Source organism: Sphingobacterium sp. Ag1 (assembly GCF_000988325.1).
In the GTDB taxonomy this organism is placed as follows: domain Bacteria; phylum Bacteroidota; class Bacteroidia; order Sphingobacteriales; family Sphingobacteriaceae; genus Sphingobacterium.
On record NZ_LBGU01000034.1, the window covers coordinates 149,584 to 169,279 of the forward strand.

At 42.4% G+C, this 19,696-nt stretch carries 12 protein-coding genes; 3 read left to right on the forward strand and 9 right to left on the reverse strand.

The features are described 5' to 3' along the window. Positions 1-23: 23 nt before the first annotated feature. Complete coding sequence (locus AAW12_RS09860; RefSeq protein WP_046673432.1) at positions 24-1,226, reverse strand: MFS transporter; 1,203 nt, start codon at positions 1,224-1,226, stop codon at positions 24-26. A 170-nt stretch (positions 1,227-1,396) separates the two neighbouring features. Here AAW12_RS09860 and AAW12_RS09865 point away from each other — a divergent pair, with 170 nt between their 5' ends. After that, positions 1,397-2,995, forward strand: coding sequence for a sulfatase (locus AAW12_RS09865; RefSeq protein WP_046673433.1), 1,599 nt, complete (start codon positions 1,397-1,399; stop codon positions 2,993-2,995). A 42-nt stretch (positions 2,996-3,037) separates the two neighbouring features. Here the strand turns inward: AAW12_RS09865 and AAW12_RS09870 are convergent, their stop codons facing one another. The 7 genes from AAW12_RS09870 to AAW12_RS26820 form a co-directional block, all read right to left on the reverse strand. After that, positions 3,038-3,835, reverse strand: a complete 798-nt coding sequence (locus tag AAW12_RS09870) for a GIY-YIG nuclease family protein (protein WP_046673434.1) — start codon at positions 3,833-3,835, stop codon at positions 3,038-3,040. Between the two features lie 47 nt (positions 3,836-3,882). Then, positions 3,883-6,819, reverse strand: coding sequence for a DNA polymerase III subunit alpha (gene dnaE, locus AAW12_RS09875; RefSeq protein ID WP_046673435.1), 2,937 nt, complete (start codon positions 6,817-6,819; stop codon positions 3,883-3,885). Next, positions 6,800-7,984 (reverse strand): DNA polymerase IV, encoded by a 1,185-nt coding sequence (gene dinB, locus AAW12_RS09880; protein ID WP_046673468.1) that lies wholly within the window; start codon positions 7,982-7,984, stop codon positions 6,800-6,802. The genes dnaE and dinB overlap by 20 nt, the downstream gene beginning before the upstream one ends. A gap of 163 nt (positions 7,985-8,147) precedes the next feature. Further along, positions 8,148-10,181, reverse strand: coding sequence for a heavy metal translocating P-type ATPase (locus tag AAW12_RS09885; RefSeq protein ID WP_046673436.1), 2,034 nt, complete (start codon positions 10,179-10,181; stop codon positions 8,148-8,150). A gap of 34 nt (positions 10,182-10,215) precedes the next feature. Next, positions 10,216-11,526 carry an efflux RND transporter periplasmic adaptor subunit gene (locus tag AAW12_RS09890; protein WP_046673437.1) on the reverse strand — a complete coding sequence of 437 codons (1,311 nt, stop codon included), beginning with the start codon at positions 11,524-11,526 and terminating at the stop codon, positions 10,216-10,218. Between the two features lie 7 nt (positions 11,527-11,533). Then, the gene (locus AAW12_RS09895) at positions 11,534-15,856 is read right to left on the reverse strand and encodes a CusA/CzcA family heavy metal efflux RND transporter (protein WP_046673438.1); all 4,323 of its coding nucleotides are present in this window, start codon (positions 15,854-15,856) and stop codon (positions 11,534-11,536) included. Positions 15,857-16,008: 152 nt separating this feature from the next. Beyond that, positions 16,009-16,338, reverse strand: a complete 330-nt coding sequence (locus AAW12_RS26820) for a DUF6660 family protein (protein ID WP_410528175.1) — start codon at positions 16,336-16,338, stop codon at positions 16,009-16,011. A gap of 500 nt (positions 16,339-16,838) precedes the next feature. Between AAW12_RS26820 and AAW12_RS09905 the strand changes: the two genes are divergently transcribed. Together AAW12_RS09905 and AAW12_RS26490 are read left to right on the forward strand one after the other, a co-directional pair. Next, entirely contained in the window at positions 16,839-18,440 is a 1,602-nt protein-coding gene (locus AAW12_RS09905; protein ID WP_156167609.1) for a fimbrillin family protein, read from the forward strand. Between the two features lie 92 nt (positions 18,441-18,532). Further along, on the forward strand, positions 18,533-18,703 hold the full coding sequence (locus tag AAW12_RS26490; RefSeq protein ID WP_175441970.1) for a hypothetical protein: 171 nt from the start codon (positions 18,533-18,535) through the stop codon (positions 18,701-18,703). A 99-nt stretch (positions 18,704-18,802) separates the two neighbouring features. Here AAW12_RS26490 and AAW12_RS09910 read toward each other — a convergent pair whose 3' ends face one another. Next, positions 18,803-19,462, reverse strand: a complete 660-nt coding sequence (locus AAW12_RS09910) for a DUF6266 family protein (protein ID WP_046673440.1) — start codon at positions 19,460-19,462, stop codon at positions 18,803-18,805. Positions 19,463-19,696 lie beyond the last annotated feature (234 nt).

The window sequence follows — 19,696 nt, forward strand, 5'->3', positions numbered from 1 at the left end:
AAATTTCAAGACGACATGAAGGACTATGAAAGTTGACCAACGGCATCCTCAAGAACTTCTTTGTTATCCATAGTCGGCTGCCTTTTGCTTCGTTGGATGTAACATAAAGAAATTACTATTCCTAAAGCGGCCATGACCGCACCGACTAAAGCCGGAGAAGTGTAACCATAGCCTTGATTAATAGGCACACCACCTAAAAAAGCACCCAATGCATTCGCAATATTAAAACATGCAGGCCCCAGAGAAGCAACCAACATTTCAGCATCACTCTTTACCGAATTAAGCAATAATAGGGTTAACGAAGGTACAAGCGCAAAAGTAGTGACTCCGGTTAAAAAAGTCATTACCAAGGATATCCCAACGTTGTCGGACAGGCCATAAATAATCAACATACACAAAATCTGAACCACCAATACGGCTACGACCACCTTTGTTGGCGAAAAAGCATCCGTCAACTTCCCGCCGATCAAATTCCCTACAAACATACCCAATCCAGCCAACACCATAATATACGGCAGGTATTTATCGGCAATCCCAGACACTTCAGTCATCAGCGGAGCAATATAACTTATCCAGGCAAACAACGCCCCTGGGGCCACTGAAAATAATAAAACCATAAACCAGACATTCACATTGCGAAAAATGCCAAAGTCCTTCCAGGGATTATTTTTAGGTGCTGCTTTCATTTTAGGCATCCACAACTTTAAGGCTAACATGGTCAAAATACCGACGACAACAATCAATAAGAAAGTATAACGCCATGAAAAATGATGTCCAATATAGGTTCCCAATGGCACTCCCAATAAATTGGCAACGGTCAATCCCGAATACATCGTCGCTACCGCCTGCGCTTCTTTCCCAGGATCGGCCAATCGACTGGCAATGACAGACCCTACACCGAAGAAAGCACCATGCGGCAATCCTGAAATAAAACGCGACACCAGCAAAAGACCGTAGTCTGGAGCAATCACAGATAATCCATTAAACAGGGTAAATAATCCCATGAGGGTAATCAGGGTTTTAAGGGGCGAGAACCGATTCATAGCAACTACCAATAGTGGAGCACCAATAACAACACCCAAAGCATAAGCGGTAATGAGATAACCAGCTTCCGGAATTGAAACTTGCAGGCTTTGGGCAACGTCCGGTAACATTCCCATCATACTAAATTCGGTAATACCTATCCCTAATCCCCCTAGTGCAAGTGCTAATAAACTCTTCTTCATATATAAGTAAAATTATCAATACTGCAAATTTCTATCAGAATAATAAAATAAACAAATCATTTAAATAGTAAAAGGTATCATTAAACTAATAGCATCATCTTTGTCTCAATGAAAACAGCTATATTAGCTTGTGGTAAACACGATCGTCGCAACACATACAAACCTTAACCATGAAATTGCATCATTATATTCTTACGTTCACCTTGTACGCATGTGTACCTTTTTGGGCATTGGCACAAAAAGAGCAGACAAAAAAGCATCCAAATATTGTATATATCATGAGTGATGACCATGGTTATCAAGCGATCAGCGCTTATGGTTACGGATTAAATGAAACACCCAATATTGACAGATTAGCACAGGAAGGTGCCATTTTCACACGTGCGACCGTGACAAATTCATTATGTGCGCCCAGTCGGGCTGTACTTTTAACGGGAAAGCACAGTTATATGAATGGGAAAATTGATAATGAGGCAAAATTCGATTGGAATCAGGACAACTTTGCCAAGATTCTTCAAAAAAATGGGTACCAAACAGCATTAATTGGTAAAATCCACATGGATGGATTGCCACAGGGATTCAACTACTCCGCGGTCCTTATCGACCAGGGCGAATATTATAATCCTAACTTCATTATCAATGGTGTGAAACAACAAATACCAGGCTATGTATCGGATCTCACCACCGATATGACCTTAGATTGGATCGCTAAAAGAGATACTAGTAAACCATTCTGTGTGCTTTATCATCAAAAAGCGCCACACCGAGAATGGCTACCTGCTTTACGGCATATTCAACAATATACATCAAAAACCTATAAAGAACCGGACAATCTATTCGACACCTACGAAGGAAGAGGAACCGCCGCAAAAACCGCGGAAATGAATATCCTTAAACACATGAACTGGGCTGGTGACAATAAGATACCGCCTACGCTAATGGATGAATTGGGACTAAAAGAATATCTATCTTGGGATAAAGCTGCCTTTAATGGAAACTTAGGAAGAATGACCGCAGCACAACGTGCAACATGGGATTCAATATACAACCCAATTATGGCAGATTTTAAGATAAAATATCCCAGCATGTCCAAAGAAGACCTGATGCGCTGGCGATATCAACGCTATATGCAGGATTACCTTGGTACCGTTGCAGCGGTAGACGATGGCGTTGGACGTCTATTGGAATTTCTCAAAGACAACGGACTCGACGAAAATACCATTGTCATTTATACTTCGGACCAAGGGTTCTATCTAGGAGAACATGGCTGGTTTGACAAACGTTTTATGTATGAAGAATCGCTTCGGACCCCCTTATTGATCCGCTATCCAGCAGAGATTAAAGCTGGCCAATCCTCAAAGGCACTTGTCCAGAATCTCGATTTTGCCCCCACAATCCTAGATTATGCAGGACTTGCCATCCCAAAAGATATGCAGGGAAAATCTTTTCGTGGTTTACTCAATGGAAAAGAACAACAATGGCGCGATGCCGTATATTACACCTATTATGAGTATCCTTCCATTCATATGGTAAAACGACACTATGGAATTCGTACCGAAAGGTACAAACTGATCCACTTCTATTATGACAAAGATGAGTGGGAATTATACGATCTAGAAAAAGATCCGCAAGAAATGCAGAATGTATACCATGTGAAAGCCTACCGCAACGTACGTGAAGAAATGCATCATAAACTGGAAGAAGCGCGAGCCTACTATAAAGATTCCGATGAGAACGACAAAAAGTTTTTACCGAAGGTAAAACACTGATTTACTGGCTTGATACACCAGTAAATCAGTGTTGATAAAAATTTAAACAGGGTTGAGTTTGAAATAACGCCTCAAAATACGTCTGATATCCCTGTTGTCAGCCTTGGAGATAATGGCTTCCCGTTTTTTCTTTTCACTATATACACGCTTATTACAGTAACCAAATCCTTTATACCGACCATCCGACAAGTAAACAAGTCCCTTTTCATTGGGATTACGTCCTAAAAACTCCAAAAATATTTCGCCCATCGGCAGCTCCGACGAGCTTACAAATTCCTGTACTCTTCGATTATAGTCTTCTGGAACCTCCTCCGCAATACAGGCCCCCTTACAGGTCTTCAACATATACTGAAAACAATGTTTCGTATACGTCTGTAATTTGTTTATTTTTTGACACAGCTGATAAGCTTCCACGATATGAAATAATTGCTCCCGCCCCTCCTGGTAACTTGAAAAAGTCATTAACTCTTCACGTTCGGGATCAAGCACCTCAACCTGAAGCACTTGATAACCTGACGAATTTATGGTCAGATAAAGACCAAATCCATAGTAAGTTCGACGCTGCGCCCGATTGTAATAGGGTTGGTATTTTTTGATCAGGTCAGATTCATGCAATAACGCTAGTAGTTCATGCCCCGTCAGTTCAAATCCAACTCTGCTGGCTGCCTCTTGGATTTTACGTTCCTTAAAATCTGTGCTTCTAAAATGCTGTAATAACCTATTTCTAATATCGATACTCTTGCCGACATAAATTAGCGCATCATGCTTATCATAAATATAATATACGCCGATTGCAGAGGGTACTCCTTCAAGCAATCCGGTAATTTGCTCTTTCGTCATCACTTTAACACCAGGTGAGTTCTTACAAAGGTAATTTAAAAAACAGGCTATTCACTTCGCGGATCAGATTTTAAAGGCATCTTGGCACATCGTATTACTTCAAGTGAGGGGCAGCCATAGTCAACTACAATTTTTCCTTCGATCAAATAAATACCGTTTCCCCGCAGTGGATATTCGATAAGTGTCTGCGGGAAATGGACAGTATCAAAAAAATGTCCTTCTGCATCCAAAAAGGTTCCAAATTTCATTTGCCCTCCATTGCGCATCTTGACTATTTTTTCACAGACGAAATCGCCTACCATCCGAATTGTCTTACCTTCATGCGCCTTCATGTCTTCTGCAAAAAGATCGCCTCTGTAACTGCTTTTTGCCAAATCAAACAATGTTCCCGTAACACAGAAACCAATCAACTCCAGTTCGTCATAATAGTCTTCCAAGCGGTTTTCTTCAAACAAAGGAAGCAACGGTTTTTTGGTCTCAATTTCAAAGAGAACATTTCCGCCACGGCGAGGTTTATATTTACTCATCATCAAATGGCCTTCCCACAATAATTGCTTTTTTCCTATAGCCGTAAAACGCAAGGCGCCCACACGGATTAAAATGATCAATTGCTCCAGGCCAATTTCCGTCCGGCCAATAAAATTTTCCAAACTGAGATAGGATCCATTCAATTCCCGTTCATTCACTATCCGTAAAGCCAATTTTTCCTCCAGACGCTGAAGGCAATCAAAGCCCAGATAGATATCTTTTCCAAAAATACGTGCATTTAAATGAGACTGGTTGACACATGGTAAACAAATCGTGGCGCCCGCAACCCGCGCTTCATTTACGTAAACCTTACGATTATAAAAACCACCGTAATTATTGAGTACCGCAACCATAAACTCCAATGGAAAATAGGTTTTTAAGTATAAACTCTGGTAACTCTCAACAGCATAGGAAGCTGAATGTGCCTTATTAAATGAATAGCCGGCAAAGCTCTCCATCTGTCTCCAGATTTCTAAACTTCCCTGCTGCTCGTACCCCCGTGTCTTGCAATTGGCAAAAAAACGTCCTTTAATGGCCGCAAGATGCTCCTTATCACGATACTTGCCCGACATCATTCGCCGCAGCACATCCGCATCTGCCATATCCAGACCACCATAGGCATTCGCAATTTTCATTACGTCTTCCTGATAAACCATCACACCATAAGTTTCAGCCAGCTGTTCTTTGAATACTGGATGCGGATAATTCGCAACAGCTGGGTCGTGGTGACGCCGAATATACTCGCTCATCATTCCTGAACTCGCCACACCGGGACGAATAATGGACGATGCTGCCACTAATGTGTTATAGTTATTACAGGACAGTTTGGTCAATAGTTGCCGCATCGCCGGACTTTCAATATAAAAACACCCAATAGTATGGGCCGACTGCAGTTGTGCTGCTATTAGCGGATCATCAAAGAAACGCTTGGGGTTGTCGGTATCAATCAGCTCGCCCAGATTCTCCCGTACGATCGCCTTACAGTCTTTTATATGCCCTATTCCCCGTTGTGATAGGATATCAAATTTTTCAAAACCAATATCTTCGGCAACATACATGTCAAATTGCATCGTGGGCAGTCCTTTAGGCGGGTAGTCCATCGCTCCATAACATACCAAAGGAGCTTCTGAAATGAGTAGCCCACTTGCGTGAATTGAACGTTGATTAGGGAAATCCGCCATCCGGTTATATACATTCAAAATGGTATTCGTTACCTCATTTTTGTTCAGCATATGTTCGGGTTCCTTGATTAACCGATCTATTTCTCCCTTAGGAAGCCCATATACCTTTCCAAGCTCACGCAAAATACTTCGCGACCGAAACGTACTCATAGCGCCCATCAACGCAACATGTCCACGTTTATATTTATTAAAAATATAACGATACATAGCGTCACGTTCATTCCAGCTAAAGTCAATATCAAAATCGGGGGCACTCTTCCGTTTTGGATTTAGAAAACGCTCAAATGGCAGATGCAGCGCGATGGGATCGACATCGGTAATTCCCAAACAATAAGCAACGGCGGAGTTTGCTCCGGAGCCACGCCCCACGTAATGAAAATCGCTATGCCGAGCATAGTTACAGATATCATTCGTGATCAGAAAATAACTTGAAAACTTAAGTTGTTCTATAATTTCCAATTCCCGTTGGACTCGTTCCATTGCAATGGCATCATTTTTTCCATAACGTCTTTCCAGCCCCGCTAATGCCTCACTAAAAAGCAATTGCTTATCCCCATAATGACTGTCTGTAAATGTGGTTTTATTTTTAACGGTCTCAAAGTCGAAGTAGAAAGAGCACTGGGCAAGCAGCTGCTCTGTATTATTCACAAGCTCCGGCAGATCCGAAAACATTTCCGTTAAGGTCAGTCTTGACAACAGCATTTCATCCGGATGGGCCACCTGATCCCTCTCCAATTGTGATATTAACAGATTATTATCAATGGCCCGCAATTGCCTATGCAGCACATAATCATCTCGTTTGAAACTAACCGTTGCTAAAATGACACAATGCGCTAAATATTTTCGATCATACAACCGTACTTTGGTCCGTTCTGAAGGCCTTATGCCAATATATTCATAGTCGCGCAAGCCATCGTGGTTGATCCCCGAAAAAGGATAAACAACAAATACCTGTTCAAAATCAGGAGCGCGTTGCGGTACAGATCGTTGTTCCCTACTGAGTTTGGTACGATAGGCATTAATCTCTTGAAAACCACGTTCGCTCTTCGCTATAGCGACAAAACAAAGCTTATCACCGTCTCGAAACTCCATTCCTGCAAGTAAATTCAGCCCCTTTTTCCGACCCAACCGAATAAAATCCAATGATCCGGAAGTATTGTTAATATCGGTTAGTACGGCGGTATCGTAACCACCGGACTGCATGCCTTCAATAAGATCTTCCAGACTCAATGTGCCATAACGCAAACTATAAAAACTATGAAGATTTAAAAGCATCCCTCCCTCCTTTCTCCCCAGGCATGGGCACGCAGATTCCCTTCATCAAAAACGCTGTACCGTAACGATTTTTAATACGATCCATAGCCTGCATCAAATTTACTTCTTCGGCATTATCCGCAAATAGATCAGTTTGGTAAGCCCCATAGATCAAACCGGAGAACTTAATCCCCACCAGCCGAATTAACATGCGGCGACTATACAACTTTTTAAATAGCGATAGCACAACTTCAATCAATCTCCGATCGGAATTGGTATACCCGATCTGCAATTGTTGGGTATGGGTATCAAAATTACTATAGCGTATCTTTAAGGTGACACAGCTGGTAAGCCGCTGTTCTTTACGCAATTCAAATGCGAGATTATCGACCATACCGATGAGTGTGCGCCGCAATACATCCATATCAATTGTATCCTGTTGATAGGTTGTTTCTTTGGACATGGACTTCTGCTCACGAAAAGGGACCACAAGCGTATCATCCAAACCATTGGCCTTTCGCCAGATATTGACACCATTTTCCCCTAAGACCTGTTGTAAGGTGAAAATCTCCATTTGTTGCAACGTTCCAATTTTCGAAATCCCCATATTACGCAACAGGGTATACGATTTATCACCTACCATCGGTATTTTCCGAATAGAAAGTGGTGCCAAAAATTGCTTCTCTGTACCTCCATTTACTTGTAGCTCACCACATGGTTTCGCCTGTCCGGTCGCTATTTTCGACACCGTCTTATTAACAGAAAGGCCGAAACTGATCGGAAGCCCCGTTTCCCGAATAATGCGCTGCCGCAATTCCTGTGTCCATTTCCAACATCCAAAGAAACGGTCCATTCCGGAAACATCAAGATAATGTTCATCGATGCTTGCTTTCTCAACAACTGGTGTCTCAAGAGAAATAATTTCGGTCACCATATTGGAGTAATAACTGTAGAGATCATGATCGCCTTTAACGACAACTGCATCCGGACACATTCTTAGTGCCAAGCGCATCGGCATCGCGGCATGCACCCCTGATTTTCTGGCTTCATAGGAACACGAAGCCACCACGCCCCGGTCACTGCTACCACCGATAAGTACCGGTACACCATTAAGTTTACTGTTTATCAGCCGCTCAACAGATACAAAAAATGTATCAAGATCACAATGTACGATGCTCCTTTCCATATCATTCATGTATTGACGTCTTATTATCGCTTCGAAGCAATGATAATCACGCTCAAATATACTAATATATTTAGTAATAATAAATGATAGCTAATAAAAATAGGCATACACCCACCCTTCATTTCATCCAATGAAAAGGGCGGGTGCAACTTGATGCTAAATGTCAAAATTTCATTTTCTGAATTCTTATGGCATTCAATATCGCAATTAACGATACGCCAACATCGGCAAAGACTGCCTCCCACATGGTTGCCAAACCTCCAGCGCCAAGAATCAACACGCCCCCTTTGACTATGAAGGCAAGGCCTATATTCTGATAAACAACTTTTTTCGTCTCTTTTCCAATGCGAATGGCCATTGGAATTTTCGAAGGTTTGTCATCTTGTATCACGACATCTGCTGTCTCGATCGTCGCATCACTGCCCAGTCCCCCCATCGCTATTCCAACATCACTCAGTGCGACAACCGGAGCATCATTAACGCCATCCCCCACAAAAGCAACAGATTCGTTTAGTCCCTTTATTTCCCTGACCTTATTCACTTTATCTTCCGGCAGTAGATCGCCATAGGCCTGATCTATTCCAAGTTCCTTGGCAACATAGACGACTACAGTCGTCTTGTCCCCGCTCAGCATTGTGGCTTTTACACCGAGTTTATGTAGCAGTTGAATCGTAAGCGCAGCATCCGCTTTAATACTGTCGGCTATGGTTATGAACCCGACAAATTTACCGTCCAAAGCGATCGCGATGGTCGTATATACGATACTATTGGGATCGATATCATAGACTACATTAAATTTGTCCAGCAATTTAAAGTTGCCCACCAGCAACACTTTGCCATCAGCAATAGCTTTTAGTCCATGTCCGGGGATTTCTTCTATGTTATTGAGATCGACAGACTCATCGATCGGACCGACATATTCTCTAATCGCTGTTGCAACTGGATGGCTACTGTGGCTCTCTATTTTATTGACGAGCTTTAAAATCCTTGCTTCGTCGTAACCGGCCTGTAGCTTAATTTCCTGCACTTTAAAAACGCCGGCAGTCATTGTTCCGGTTTTATCCATCACGACATGGCGGATAGCTGCCATTGCATCCAAAAAATTACTTCCTTTAAAAAGTATACCGTTCCTACTAGCAGCACCAATTCCACCAAAATATCCCAAAGGAATTGAAATAACAAGTGCACAGGGGCAAGAGATCACTAAAAACACGAGAGCCCTATACAACCATTCGCTAAATACATATTGATCCACAAACAAGTAAGGCAGGAGACAAATTCCAATCGCCAAAAACACGACAATTGGGGTATATATCTTAGCAAATTTGCGAATAAACAGCTCTGTAGGTGCTTTTTGAGCCGTTGCGTTCTGTACGAGTTCGAGGATTTTGCTCAACTTGCTGTCCTGATATGCTGTTGTCACTTGAACTAGGCTCACGGTGTTCATATTAATCATTCCAGCCAGTACAACATCACCCTTCATCTTTGTATCTGGCTTGCTCTCGCCAGTCAGCGCAGCTGTATTAAATGCACCTTGCTCAGACAACAATTCACCATCAAGCCCAAGCTTTTCACCGGGTTTCAGCTGAACTATTGCTCCTATACCTGCATCGGCAGCTTTGATCACTTTGCTCTTTCCATTCTCCAAAATGGTCACCTCATCCGGACGCTGATCCAGTAGAGCCTTAATATTGCTTTTAGCCCGACTTACCGCCAAGGTCTGAAACACCTCTCCTACGGCGTAAAACAACATTACCGCTACAGCCTCGGGGTATTCTTTGATCCCAAAAGCGCCTATGGTAGCAATACTCATTAACAAAAACTCCGAAAAGATTTCCCCTTTGGCTATACTCTTTAAAGCATCCCTGATAACAGGAAACCCAACCGGTAGATAAGCTAATATGTACCAGCCTGTACGTACCCAATCCTTAAACCAGGATTGTGCAATCCAATTATCCATGGCTATAGCAGCAATGAGTAAGATAAAAGAAATTAGCGCGGGTAGAAATAACTGCATCTGACTGGCCCCTGCCGTCGAGTGATCGTGACCGTCCTCATCATGGCTATGGTCATGACCATGGCTGGAAGCCGGAGCTTTCCCAATAAGATCCTCAGCTCCAGCCTGATTATATATTTTTTCTGTCTGTGTACAACAAAGCTGTCTGCCTTGTGCATCATAACGATGTTTATGTTCCATCACTTGCTTTGATTATGTTAACAAATACGGTCAATTAATGTTCGTGCCCACCAGTATTGCTCATTTTGGCATTGATAAAAAAAGCACCCTTCACAACAATTTTTGTTCCAGCAGGCACTTCTGTAACCGGGGTAATCGCCGTATATCCCAAAGCAGATACGCCTTTTTGAATCTCAATTTTTTCAAAATTGATGTTTTTAGCCTGTTCTTCTCCATGCTGCCCGGCTTCTTGCTCATTTTTATGTGCATGTTTTGCTTCACCTTCATCGTGCGCATGCCCGTGATCGTCATGCCCCTCCTCATGCTCTTCCGGTTTCTTGTTGGTCTCCACAAAAATATAATACTTGCCGTCAGCCTCCACGATTGCGTCATTCGGAACAGCAGGAGTCCGCACATTTTTGACACCGATCATACCCGTAATGTTCATCCCATCAATCAACCCCACTTTGCTGCCTACAACCGTACTGTGTACAGCGATGGTCTTGCTGTCATTTTCAAATGAAGATCCAATTGTAAAAACTTTGGCGGTATACGTCTTATCCGGATTGTTGGTCAGCTGAAAGTTGATGAGCTGTCCAACTTTAACCAAAGGTAGATCCTTTTCAAATACCTGCAGATCCAAATGCAACAGACTATTGTCAACAATCTCGATCACTGGAGAAGAGACATCCACATAACTCCCTATTTTCGCAAAAACATTACTAACTGTTCCGTTGATAGGGCTTGTTACGGCCAGTGAAGTTCGCATATTGGACAGATTCACGCTATTGGGGTTAATACCCATCAATTGGATCTGTTGTTGCAAAGAAGCCTTTCGGGCCCTTAAACTGTTGAAGTCTGCTGTTGCGGCCTGCAGATTTTTCCGTGCGCCTGCATTGCCTTCATTGAGTTCCTGTTGCCTTACCATTTCTTGTTCGGCCAAGGTAATCTTACTTGCCAGGGATACATATTCCTCCTGCAATTGTACAAACTGCGGGTTGGTAATCGTGGCGATCACCTGTCCCTTACGCACATTGTCTCCCAACTGTACGTTCAATGTCTTTACGACACCACCATAAAGCGCCGTCGCATTCGCTTTATTGTTATTGGGCACACTCAAAAGTCCATTGGCCTTAATGGTAGCTGTGAGTTCCTTCGCTTCAATCCCTCCAAAAACGATGCCCACAGCCTTTATTTGTGCAGCACTCAGTGCCGCCACCGTAACCGGCCCTTCCTCATGCTCCGCTTCGGCTTTGGGTACTTCCTTTCCCTCCGGTTGACCTTTACGCTCCGACTCATTAGAACCGCAACCGTAAAAAACAGTAACGGCTACACATACGATAAATATCTTTATGAAAACTTTCATTGTTGCCTTATTTGTTATTGAAGTAATTATATTGAATTGCTGATTGATTATACTGATTGAGAACTTCTAAATAATTCTGGCGAATGCCAATGGCCTGACTTAAAAATTGGCTTAATTCAGCAAAATTGATCTCCCCCGTTCTATAACCCAAACTAGCTGCTTTAATAATTGCATCAGCTTGTTTTAACCCCGAAGACTCATAAAATTGCAGCAATGCACTATTCTTGTCAATTTCAGCAAGTGCATTCCCTTTATTTGTCTGGAATACCTGCGTATCATATTCCAACTTACGCTGTTGAACTTCCATTTCAGCGTTGGCAGCCTTCACTTTACTTTTATAGGCGCCTAAGCTAAAGACCGGAAAAGATGCGGAAACCGAGAATCCCGATAATGGATCTTTGGCTCCCCAAACACGTTGGGAGAAAAATCGACCCGAGAACTCAGGCTTATTGGTATTTTTCTGAACACTGACGTTCGATGAAGCGATATTTACATTTTGCTGCTGTAAAACCAGTAAAGGATGTGCCGTTTCATCTGATGGACTGGCGTCCACGACAATCTTCTCCAAGGGCTGATCCAAAGGGAGCATCCACTCATTACGATCTAACAACATCATCAATTGCTGTTGCTGAATAATGATATCCTTTTTGTTTTGAACAAGTTGTGCCTGCAGCTCCTTCAGCTTTGCTTCAGCCGCGATCTTATCCAGCGCAGCTACGTCACCCGTTCTAAAGCGAAGTTCAGTTGCTTTGAACATGGCGGTATAGATACTATCCAACTCCATATACAGTTTTTGTCGATCCTGAAGATACCAGAGCTGAAAATAGGCTGTCCTCACGTCTTTGGTAATCGCAGTTTTCAATACATCTGTATTTAGGTTCGCATATTTTAGTTGTTCTTTAAAATACGCCTTACGCGCAGTGTAAAGTCCAGGCCAGGCAATACTTTGCGTTATACCAATTTTCAATAAGCCGGCCTTATCCGTAGGACGGTAATCTTCATTTTCTGCAAAAATCCCGGTCTTGGGGATTTCAGTCGCCGTCTTAACATTGAAACCAGCGCCCACGATTTCAGCCTGGTTGATCTGAACCTGACGGTTGTTCTTCAATGCAGTTTCCACGGCTTCTGTCACAGCAATACGTTCTTGGCCAAACACCTCAGAACCCAAGGCCATAAATGAGAAGACAAGTACTGTAACAAAGGTCTTAGCACCTCTACTTCGTTTCATATTCAATTTAGAATTAAAAATTATATACAATAAGGGTAGCACAAACAAGGTCAGGAAAGTTGCCGTTACCAATCCGCCAATAACAACCGTTGCCAAAGGTTTCTGAACTTCAGCGCCGGCACTTGTACTTATTGCCATCGGTAAAAAGCCCAGTGAAGCCACGGTCGCAGTCATGAGTACAGGACGTAAACGGGTCAACGTACCCTCTTTAACACGTTGAAAAATATCATCGACACCCTCTTTTTTCAACTGATTGAATGTCCCAATTAAAACGATACCATTGAGTACGGCTACGCCAAACAAGGCAATAAAACCGATACCGGCACTAATACTGAAAGGCATGCCGCGCAACATCAACGCAAATACACCCCCGATAGCACTCATTGGTATTGCAGTAAAAATGAGCGTCGCCTGCTTAAAGGAATGAAACGTGAAATACAACAGCATAAAAATAAGCAATAAGGAAACTGGCACAGCAATCAACAAGCGTGAGCTCGCCTTCTGTAAATTCTCAAACTGCCCCCCATAGGTGAAATAATACCCTGCAGGAAGTTTTACATTTGCAGCCAATTGTTGTTGGATATCTTTTACGACGGTTTGAACATCACGCCCCGCCACATTAAATCCAATCACAATTCTTCTTTTACCCGCTTCGCGGCTGATCTGGGCCGGCCCCAATTTATAATCAATGGCAGCGACCTGAGAAAGCGGAATCTGCGTACCCGTATCTGTAGGAATCATCAAATTACGCACATCATCAATGCTGTTTCGATGCGTTGTATCTAACCGGACGACCAAATCAAAGCGACGTTCATTTTCATAGATCTGTCCCGTGCTTCGACCGGCAAAAGCAGTACTCACCACGTCATTGACGTCCTGAATTGTCAAGCCATAATTTGCAATACGGGTGCGGTCATAAACGATATTGATTTGTGGGAGACCGGATACGCGCTCCACTTGTGGCGAAGTCGCCCCTTGAACGGATTGAATCTGCGCGGCAACCACATTGGCGTAAGCGGCCAGCGAATCGATGTTTTCACCGAAGATCTTTACAGCAACATCCTGACGGATACCCGTCATCAGTTCATTAAAACGCATTTGAATAGGTTGGTTTTTTTCGAAGAAGACACCCGGAATTACTTCTAGCTTCTCCAGAATAGCGCTCCCCAGTTCTTCATAAGAACGGCCCGACTTCCACTCTTTTTGAGGCTTCAATACCACCATAATATCTGTCGCTTCCGGTGGCATAGGGTCTGTTGGTACCTCAGCAGCTCCTGTTTTACCGACAACCATCTTCACTTCATCGAACTCTTTGATAATCCGGGATGCCTGCATCGAGGTTTCGATACTTTGTGAAAGTGAGCTCCCTTGGGGAAGTATGCAATGGAATGCATAATCACCTTCCTGCAATTGTGGAATAAATTCGCCTCCCATATTCTTAAAAAAGAGGGCCGACAAAGCAAAAATGGCAACGGTTAAACTCACGATCAGGTATTTAAGCCGAATGGCTTTCTGTAATAAAGGCTCATAAATACGTTGCAGTCCCGCAATCATCCGGTCGCTCAACGTTTTCTTGTCGCTGTGTTTTTTCGGCAGGAACAAAGCACACATCATGGGGATATAGGTTAACGAGAGAATCAATGCCCCGAAAATAGCAAACCCAACTGTTTGCGCCATTGGACGAAACATTTTCCCTTCAACACCCACCAATGTTAAAATTGGAATATAGACAATAAGAATAATAATCTCACCAAAGGCTGCACTGGTACGAATCTTTGAAGCAGACTCAAATACCTCATGGTCCATTTCGGCCTGGGTCAATTTCTCGGTAGACTTTCGTAAGCCTAAATGGTGTAGTGTAGCTTCCACCACAATGACGGCTCCGTCCACAATCAAACCGAAATCTATCGCGCCCAAACTCATTAAATTGGCGCTTACGCCGAAGACGTTCATCAGTCCAAGTGCAAACAGCAGCGCCAGTGGAATTGCCGAAGCAACGATAAGACCTGCCCGCAAGTTCCCAAGAAATAAGACCAGGACAAAAATGACGATCAGGGCACCTTCAATCAGATTTTTTTCAACGGTACTTATCGCACGCCCAACGAGGTCTGTCCGGTCCAAATAGGGCTCTATAACCACATCATCAGGTAGCGACTTTTGAATAGTCGGTAGTTTTTCTTTCACGCGGTTGACCACCTCATTGCTGTTTTCACCCTTCAGCATCATGACGACGCCTCCCACAGCATCGACCTCACCATTGTATGTCAAGGCACCATAGCGCACAGCATGACCAAAACGTACATCCGCAACATCTTTTACATAAATCGGTATTGCCCCTGATTTTCGGATGGCAATATTTCTGACATCTTCCAAGGAGGTCGCCAGCCCAATTCCCCGGATAAAGTAGGCATTCGGTTTTTTATCAATATAGGCACCACCTGTATTTTGATTGTTTTTCTCCAGGGCAGTAAATAGCTCTGGAATAGTGATATTCATTGCCTTAAGTCTATTCGGATCAACAGCTACTTCATATTGTTTGAGCTCACCACCGAAGCTATTGACCTCGGCAATCCCAGGTGTGCCATAGAGCTGACGGGCAACAATCCAATCTTGCATGGTGCGCAAATCTTTTGCGTTGTATTTCTTTTCGCTTCCCTTTTTGGGATGGATAATATATTGATATACTTCTCCCAGTCCAGTACTCACTGGAGCCAGCTCAGGTTTACCAATACCTTGTGGAATCTGATCCACCGCTTCTTTTAAACGCTCACCAATCAGCTGACGGGCAAAATAGATATCTACATCATCGTCAAAAACAACGGTAATGACAGAAAGTCCAAAGCGCGAAATACTCCTGATCTCCTCAATTTTGGGTACAGTTGCAATACTTTGTTCAATTGGAAAAGTAACCAATTGTTCCACTTCCTGCCCGGCAAGCGTTGGACAAGAGGTAAAGATCTGGACTTGATTATTGGTAATATCGGGAACGGCATCGATTGGCAGTTTCGTTGCACTCCATGCCCCCCAAATGATAAGCAACAAGGTCATTAAACCGATAATGATCTTGTTCTTAATGCTAAATTTTATAATATGATCTAACACAATTATACGTGATTAATGCTTAAATAATAGCTCGTTAGAATAGCTCATCTTTTGTCGTAATACCATACAACAAGCGTATTCCGAGCACAAAGCTGAATAAAGAACAGCATAGCATGCTCTATCAGATTTGTTTCTAGAATTTTTACGAAAAATTAAGCATTAACCTTTGGCGGCTGCCAGATGCTCCCAAAATAACTGGAAACAATCGCTGTATTGAGGACAGGATTACGATTATCAAAATAAATTGAAACCGGGACACCATCTATTTGCGGAAATTGATACGCATAAGCCGTTATATTTCCACTACAACAATTGCAATAGCAGAAAATCGAACAAGCATCGGACGCGTCATCATTATGGTTATGAGTTTGGTTTAATTGTCTTTCCATAACAGTCTGCTCGCAGCGATTGGTAGAATCACTGCAGGGAACAAAAGAAAGTCCCATAATATATGCTATCAATATGAAAACAATTAACCTCATGAATACACAAATTTAAAAAAATAAATTAAAATCTCCGCTTATCCGACAAATCTATTCTTCAGCAGGAACTCCTATGCTTCCTAAAAAGCAAAGCAGTTTTACGCACAACGGATCACTTTTTTCAACCTTCACCTCATAAAAACCGCACAATCCAACATAGCACATTTAGTAAATCTAAACATTAACTATTATTATAATATTATTCAAATAAAACGAATTGTAATTAACAGAAAAACAGCACGAAACATGTTTAAACAGCTTTAAAGCGGCAAACAACTGCATTGTAGATATTTCTCTACAAGAAAAATAAGATAATACAAATAGGTCATATTAAGTAAAATGCTATTTATATAATTGCATCGATAAAAAATAATAGCAACAAAAAAAGCAATCGTATACCGCATTTTAAACAGAAACAGGCATATACCTGCAAAGATGGTACGACAAATAAATTAACAACGAAATCAACAAATCAATAACAAAACAAAATGTCAATTAACATGAATCTAATCCCCCATCGCCGACTGACTAACCTGTTCATGCTCGGGTGCAGTGCTTTCGCACTTAGTCTCTATTCCTGTAACAAAAGTGGAGAAAACACCGCATTAACAGGAGAAACTATCGTTAAAATCAATCTTTCAGGTGTAGAAGCTTACACTGAAGCGGACAATGCTGTTCAAAAGCAAGCATCTGCAAACGCTTCGCGCACATCAATCGATGCACCTGATGTACAGGAAATGACTGTACCGCTTGAAAACGGTGGATCTGTCGACGTGATCCTAACAAACAATTCAGCGGTTACAAAAAGCCTCGTCGCTTCGTCCAACCCCAAACTAGCGGCTGTTCAGACACAGGAGAAGCCATTGGACAAAAACGTTAAATATAAAGTTGTTGTCTATGACAACCAAGGCGCTTACGTAACGGAAAAGATTTATAGCTATGGTGAGGAAGCTACTGCTGCAGGTATCATTCTTGACGCTGGAAAATCTTACACGTTCATTGCCTATTCGATCAATAGTACCACAGCATTACCGGGTGTCAACAATCAAAACACACTGTCCACAGCCAGCCTAGACAATATAAGTGGTGATTTGATGTATTACACTGGCACATTAACGTTAAAAAGTGGTGTAAATAACTTAAATGTTGTATTAAAACACCGGTTTAGCCAAATCACCACAACATTGACCATGGATCCAAGTATGACCGGAGCTATTACTCAAATCGGGACTGCCGTATTAAAACCTAGTCATGGTAGTGCAAATTTGAAATTCTCAGACCAAACACTAACCTACAATGGCTTGAACAACGCAGGCGTGACCACGCAATTCCCGGCTTTAGGAAATGGCCTACGTAGCGTGATCAGTAACCCCTCTTTATTGATCCACCCGGCAACCAGCAATGGAACACTGATGCTCGGTAGTCTAACACTGGATGATGAGACTAAAACAAACATCACCATTCCAAATGTTAAGATCAATCCTGGACAGAAATACGATCTGAAACTTAACTTCAGAACCTGCACACAAAATGTAACCAGCAATGGCTTGGACTGGAGTTATCCGGCAACAACATCGGGAGGTAAAACGGGTATTATGAAAGATGGAAAATTCTATGCCAATGGAACGACAATCGATAGAAATTTCACTGCTCCAGCGGCAGACTATGGCTTTGTTTTCGACATTACCGAACTGGACAATGCATTCAACATGGAAGTAAATGGTGTCAAATTGGCGAAACAGGAAATTCAATTTGAAGTGGGTGCCTCTTCTGCTCAAAACATCCAGTTTGTTGATGGAAGCAAATACGCAGGTAACAATATTGAAACTGGTAAAAGAATCGATCAGGTCTACAACATGAAAGGTACAAGTGCAGCCCCATTGATCAAGCTTGTCATCAGCAGAACTGGCCAGGTTACCATGTTTGGTAGCAAAACATCCGGCGGTCCTCTATATGAACTTAAACTCGTTAATGGCAACAGCTTCAACACATTCCCGTGGAGCGCAACACAAAGCAACACCGTAAAAGTGACCCAACTTGTTGATGGACGTACAATTATCAAAGGTGTAGGCGCTGGAAAGAAGAAAATCCCTTGTCAGTAGTCACCAATAGTCAATAAATAGATCAATAATCTTAAAAGTTAAATACACGCTGAGCATAACAATAGAGATTCAGCAAGGATAAAAAAGATATTATGGAAAAGAAATTAGCATACATCGCCCCTCAAATTAGCGTAGCCACGATCGAACTTGAACAAGGTATCGCCGCTGGTTCGGCATACGCCAGACCAGAAGATGCCAACAGCGGTAAAGTGAGCGAACAATGGGAAGTAGGTTCAACAGACAATAGAAATATCGACTGGTAGACCAGTAACAATAGTGCACAAAAAAAGGGGCTATCCAAATGTGGACTGCCCCTTTTTACGCTATTTTATAATACACGATCGTGTCAGCACTATGTATACTCAAATCGTTATCGTCCCCAAGTGCAGACTGTCTGTATTACCTCCACCGTAACTCTCGATAAAAAAGATATACACCTCATACTTCAGTTCCTTCCCATTTTTTGGCACTTCAACATGTTGTTTACCAGACATTAAGCTGTTTTTTACATCGTTCATCACAAGTGAATATCCGTTCCCGTTATCCGCTGCATTATACAGGACTAGGAACGAATCGTAAGTTCCTGTGTTGAACTTTGCTTCCAGATAGGCATCATATTCCCAGGTAACCTGAAGCACTTGGTTTTCTTGATCGAAATCCAGCGTGTAGGAAGTGATGGGATTGGGAATTCCTTTGGCAATCATAAATTTCTGCCAATCAACCACAAAACCGTCTCCTTCCCGGATTAGTGCTTCGTTCAAATTATAGGACATCGCGACATCGTAAGCCCGTTTAGGATAGCTGTACGCTTTATAACCCATATTGATGATCGGTTTTAATTGGCTAATATGCGACCTCATCATTTTGAAGCGTTTTCTACTGAGCAGTTGCTCAGGAGTGGGCTCCCGTTTCCTAACGCGGGGGAGAGATCGTACATAATTTCCCGTTTTAGTCGATACAAACACAACAGAACCTGCTTTACCGGAAACAGTTCCATTAACACCATTTTTAACGATTGCCATAATTACCTGATTATGTTATAGATATTAAAGATAAGCATTATTAAGGAAAAATACTCATGCCAAATTAGATGAAACAACAATTTTTAATCAATATTTGGACAGTAATTAGTCATTGTTTATTCAGTCTTCACTGAGCAAGCACTGAACGGGCACTGAACAAGCACTGAACGAGCACTGAACAAGCACTGGACGAGCACTGTTCAAATAGCGAATTTAGTCACCGACTGATTTCCG

Excerpts from the sequence above, each read along its gene's own strand:
- AAW12_RS26490 (WP_175441970.1), top strand. The coding sequence starts at position 18,533 with ATGGAAAAGAAATTAGCATACATCGCCCCTCAAATTAGCGTAGCCACG.
- AAW12_RS09905 (WP_156167609.1), top strand. The coding sequence starts at position 16,839 with ATGAATCTAATCCCCCATCGCCGACTGACTAACCTGTTCATGCTCGGG.
- AAW12_RS09865 (WP_046673433.1), top strand. The coding sequence starts at position 1,397 with ATGAAATTGCATCATTATATTCTTACGTTCACCTTGTACGCATGTGTA.
- AAW12_RS09870 (WP_046673434.1), bottom strand. The coding sequence starts at position 3,835 with ATGACGAAAGAGCAAATTACCGGATTGCTTGAAGGAGTACCCTCTGCA.
- AAW12_RS09910 (WP_046673440.1), bottom strand. The coding sequence starts at position 19,462 with ATGGCAATCGTTAAAAATGGTGTTAATGGAACTGTTTCCGGTAAAGCA.
- AAW12_RS09890 (WP_046673437.1), bottom strand. The coding sequence starts at position 11,526 with ATGAAAGTTTTCATAAAGATATTTATCGTATGTGTAGCCGTTACTGTT.
- dinB (WP_046673468.1), bottom strand. The coding sequence starts at position 7,984 with ATGGAAAGGAGCATCGTACATTGTGATCTTGATACATTTTTTGTATCT.
- AAW12_RS09860 (WP_046673432.1), bottom strand. The coding sequence starts at position 1,226 with ATGAAGAAGAGTTTATTAGCACTTGCACTAGGGGGATTAGGGATAGGT.
- AAW12_RS09885 (WP_046673436.1), bottom strand. The coding sequence starts at position 10,181 with ATGGAACATAAACATCGTTATGATGCACAAGGCAGACAGCTTTGTTGT.
- AAW12_RS26820 (WP_410528175.1), bottom strand. The coding sequence starts at position 16,338 with ATGAGGTTAATTGTTTTCATATTGATAGCATATATTATGGGACTTTCT.
- dnaE (WP_046673435.1), bottom strand. The coding sequence starts at position 6,819 with ATGCTTTTAAATCTTCATAGTTTTTATAGTTTGCGTTATGGCACATTG.